Below are 3,912 nucleotides of genomic sequence, written 5' to 3'. Positions count from 1 at the left end.
CCAAAAGTCAGAACCGGACTTTTCGGGTCAAAACACCTTACACTCCGCCCTCAAAACGCCTTGCTCCGCGCTCAGGCCACATTCCTAGGCGACAAAATCAACTTTCCCCTAATTGCTGACTTGCGTTCCACCGTTGCTGGCAACTCGTCGAGACTCATATCCGTCTCGCTTGGGCTGAAGACCAGTTCGGAATCGCGACGGACCAACCTGTAGATGGAAATTAGGACGATCACGACGACTCCAATTAATGGGAAGCCGGCAATCACTGATATCGTTTGAATGACGTTGAACCCACCCACTAATACCAGTGAGAACGCAAAAATCATGAAGACGACCACCCAAGTCATCCGGTTAAAACGACTTGGTTCGCGGTTATTCAACGGCGTGCTGGTAAACGACGACAGGATGTAAGCTGACCCCGAAATGGTCGTAGCCAGGAAGATGAAGCATGACGCACAGTATAGGAGCGTCATGATCGACTTCATCGGCAACGTGCCAATGACGGTCGCAATCGTCGCAGCTTGACCCTGGGTGTTCAAAATGTGGACCAGGTTAATGACCCCATTTTGCTGCAGCCAGAGTGCATAGCCACCCATAACGGCGTAGAACAACGCACAGCCTGTAAACCCGTAGAGCAGCATCCCAAACAGCATTTGCCGAATGGTTCGGCCCCGTGAAATCTTTGCGATAAACAAGCCCATCACAGGCATGTATGACAGCCACCAACCCCAGTAGAAAATCGTATCCTGCTGGGTGACACTTGGAGCCGTGTTAGTGGCAATCGGAATAAACTTCTGGACGAGAACGCCCAGACTCTTTGCTTGGTTCACAATTAAGTAGCGGGTTGGACCCACTGCCAAAATTAAGACCAGAAAACCAATGGCTAACCAGATATGTGCCTGACTCAAACGGTCAATACCACCATTTAGGCCCTTAAAGACCGTCATAGCGAAGAGCACAAACAAAACGGCGAATAACCCAAGTTCCAGAGGCAAACCATACTTCACCCCGGTTGCACTCGAGAACGCTTTGGCCGTGATCGGCACTTCCATCCCGATCGACGAACCAACACCGCCAATAATGCCGACAACCACCAAGAAGTTGACCAAACCGGCCAGAAAATGCTTCAATGGTGATTTTCCATTCAACATCGCAATGCCGTCACTCAATTTTTGGACCGGCTGACCCTTGCGATACATCAGGTAGCCGATCAAAATTGCTGCGGGCGCGAACATCATCCACGCCATCGGCCCCCAGTTAAACTGGCCGTATGCCGTTGCAGCCACATACGCTGCGTTTGAGTAGGCGTGTAAATGAAACGCTGGATGTTGGATAAACGTCAACGGGTCGGTGATCGATAGCATCATGATACTGGCATCGATTGCGGTGGCGAACACCATCGCACCCCACTTGAACCCGCTATACATTGGCTTGTCATTTGGTTTTCCAATTTTAATCTTGCCGTAATGGCTAAATGCCAATCCAATTAAGAAGACGAAGTTGACGATATAGATACCAAGATACAGCCATCCCAACTTCAGGTTAATCCAGTTCAGAAGACCACTTAACGGTGATTGCAGACCCTTTCCGCCCACCATTAACACCAACGTAGCCATCAGAAACAAACCAACAGTTGGAACAAAGACCCACTTGTTGATTAACTTGCTTCTTAAAATAATAATCCTCCTCTTATAATCTCTCATGCCGGATTTTTCAGTTTAATTTCAAAAAAATCAGCGTATTTTGATCAGATTGCAAATTGTACACAAAAACGCTGCTGAGACTAGTCATAGACCACCTGCAACAGCGTTTTCTGCAACAAATTGCCGTTTCCAAAGAAACCCGATCAAATTTACATTATTCATTATACACGTTTAAAATAATAAGTAAAATCGAGTACAATAATAAGCAAAGTCATATGAAACGGTAAGTGTGCGCCAGTTGGTTGATCTGTTATAAAACAAGTTGAGCTGTTGGTTAGTCATTTGTCCCCTTTAAAATAATCACTGATGCGTTGCTTACTCTAGCTGAAAGCGTCATCAAAATAATCACTTTACTCCTTGCCATTTATAATATCGTTATCGACTATCAGTCCACACAAAAAGTCCTCAATTTGCGTTTTAAGCAATTGAGAACTTTTTAAATCATGACTTACGCTTTTGACGGAATCTCTTTTATGATGCGGGCTGGATTACCCGCAATCACAACGTTGTCGCCAAATGATTTTGTGACTACCGACCCGGCACCCACCACAACGTTATCGCCGAGTATCACACCAGGAAGAATGGTTACCCGACCGCCAAGCCAGGCACTATTTCCGATGGTGATCGGTTTTCCAAGCTCAACGTCAGCATTCCGCTTCGTTGGGTCAAGCGGGTGCACTGGCGTATACAGCCCAATGTTGGGGTCAAAGTAACAGTGTGAGCCGATCGTGATGGGACAGGTATCCAGAAAGGTCATGTCATAGTTACCATAAAAATGATCCCCGATGTGAATGTTGAAGCCGTAATCAAATTTAAAGTCACTTTCAACAAAAAAGTCGTCCCCGGTATCCGCCAGTAGTGCCTTAAACCGGTCGTTACGGTTGTTATTATTAGTAATGTGGTTAATTTCTTCGATCTGCTGACGAATGTATACTCGCCGGTCGATCAATTCTTTATCAAACTGCTGGTAAGGTTCACCGGCAGTCATTTTTTCGCGTTCAGTCGTCATTTAAGATTCCTCCTTGTCTCTTATCATAGCACACTAAAAACATGAAACTTGCGAGGTAAATACTTTCATCACACGCCTAAACACACTAAAATAGATGTGTTCATTTTTAAGAATAGAGGCGGTTTAAATGAAACTTGCAGCAACAATTTTTCTACTAAACGCTTGTTATATCACGCTTAACACGTTTCGGACCATGTTGGTCGTCCGGCGGCAAAGACTCTGGGCGCCGCTACTCGCAGTCCTTGAAGAATTCGTTTACGTTATTGCGCTGGCGATTGCGTTAAAAAATATTAACTCTCCGTTGAACGTTATTGCATATACGGTCGGCTTTGGCCTGGGCATTTACCTAGGGATTATCATTGAAGACCACGTGGCGTTGGGCTACGTCAACTTTCAAGTAACGGTCAATATTAATAATGACGATAAGAACTATGAGCAAAACAAGGCGTTACCAGAAAAAATTCGTGACCACGGCTATGGCGTCACTGAAACTTGGGGCTATGGTCGAAACGGTACCCGATTGATCATGAATATTCTAGCACCGCGGAAAGCGGACCGGCGCTTGATGACGCTGGTCAACGAACTAGCGCCAGACGCTTCATTATGGTGAACGAACCAACCCACATGTCTGGTGGCTTTTGGAGTAAGGAAGTTGATCAGAGGTTTAGGAAGGCAACACACAGGGAGTAGAGTGTGAAGCAAGGCAAGGGGCGGTTGCCAAGAAAGACGACCAAGATCAAAAATAGACCCAATCAAAAAGCGGCTGTAAAATTTCTGGTATTGGTGACCACACCAATGCCAGCTTTTTTATTGTCTTATTCCATTATAAAAGGACGCTATGTCCTCACATGGTACGATTAAATCACCACAAAGTAATCGAAAGTGAGGAAAACATAGTGTCCCTAAATAATGATTCTATCCTAAAACTGGTCAAATTAACAGATACTAATTTACATGTCCTAAAAAGCGTATGCCAACAAAACCAGTCGGCACACGCTTTTTGAATCATTCATAAGTTAACCATTCAAGTTGTCTGGATATGCTGCCACACCGAAACGCGTTTCGGAAAACAGAAAACTGCATGTAACTCAACTCTGACAGAAAGGCCAAGTTCAGGTCTTTCTTCGTGGTTCTCTGTCCTTCAGCAACGCCGTTCGGTAAACGAGAAAGCATGCTGACCCAAGCTCTACGAAGATGAAA

3 protein-coding genes are annotated in these 3,912 nt (G+C 45.3%); 1 reads left to right on the top strand and 2 read right to left on the bottom strand.

The genetic code is table 11. The features are described from left to right. Positions 1 to 71 precede the first annotated feature (71 nt). Positions 72 to 1,703, bottom strand: a complete 1,632-nt coding sequence (locus tag JCM11969_RS16115) for a BCCT family transporter (protein ID WP_082409441.1) — start codon at positions 1,701 to 1,703, stop codon at positions 72 to 74. Between the two features lie 448 nt (positions 1,704 to 2,151). Next, complete coding sequence (locus tag JCM11969_RS16110; protein ID WP_054712857.1) at positions 2,152 to 2,712, bottom strand: sugar O-acetyltransferase; 561 nt, start codon at positions 2,710 to 2,712, stop codon at positions 2,152 to 2,154. A 127-nt stretch (positions 2,713 to 2,839) separates the two neighbouring features. Between JCM11969_RS16110 and JCM11969_RS16105 the strand changes: the two genes are divergently transcribed. Then, the gene (locus JCM11969_RS16105; RefSeq protein WP_225353347.1) at positions 2,840 to 3,322 is read left to right on the top strand and encodes a DUF2179 domain-containing protein; all 483 of its coding nucleotides are present in this window, start codon (positions 2,840 to 2,842) and stop codon (positions 3,320 to 3,322) included. Positions 3,323 to 3,912: the final 590 nt, after the last annotated feature.

Source organism: Secundilactobacillus paracollinoides DSM 15502 = JCM 11969, from assembly GCF_001311135.1.
GTDB lineage: Bacteria > Bacillota > Bacilli > Lactobacillales > Lactobacillaceae > Secundilactobacillus > Secundilactobacillus paracollinoides.
Note: the sequence above shows the minus strand (reverse complement) of the source record. Positions and strands in the feature narration are given on the sequence as shown.